Origin of the sequence: Pseudomonas triticicola, from assembly GCF_019145375.1 — a bacterium.
GTDB classification, from domain to species: domain Bacteria; phylum Pseudomonadota; class Gammaproteobacteria; order Pseudomonadales; family Pseudomonadaceae; genus Aquipseudomonas; species Aquipseudomonas triticicola.
In genome coordinates, this window is the sequence record NZ_JAHSTX010000005.1 from 1 (window position 1) to 264 (window position 264).

The following is a 264-nucleotide window of genomic DNA, read 5'->3' on the forward strand; positions in this document are numbered from 1 at the left end:
CTGGAGCGCGTGGATCTGGTTATCCGCCAGGACAGCGATAACGACGCCGAGTATTACCAGTACAGTCAGGGCCAACGGGTCTTCAAATGTCATGAATGGTTTACCGACAAGGTCCGCCACTTCCACCAGGTGCGCTACCTGCCGGGGCTGGAAATCCGCAGCAAGGACAACGGCGAAGTGCTGCACATCATCAGCGTCGGTAACGCGCGCTGCCTGCATTGGGCGCAACGTTCAGCGCCGATAGACGACCAGATACGCTACACC

The 264-nt window shown here is 58.7% G+C and carries 1 protein-coding gene; it reads left to right on the forward strand.

Going from position 1 to position 264, the window contains the following annotated elements; genetic code table 11:
• Positions 1-264, forward strand: a 264-nt coding sequence (locus tag KVG85_RS25865) for a hypothetical protein (RefSeq protein WP_217865413.1), incomplete at both ends; no start/stop codon positions are given.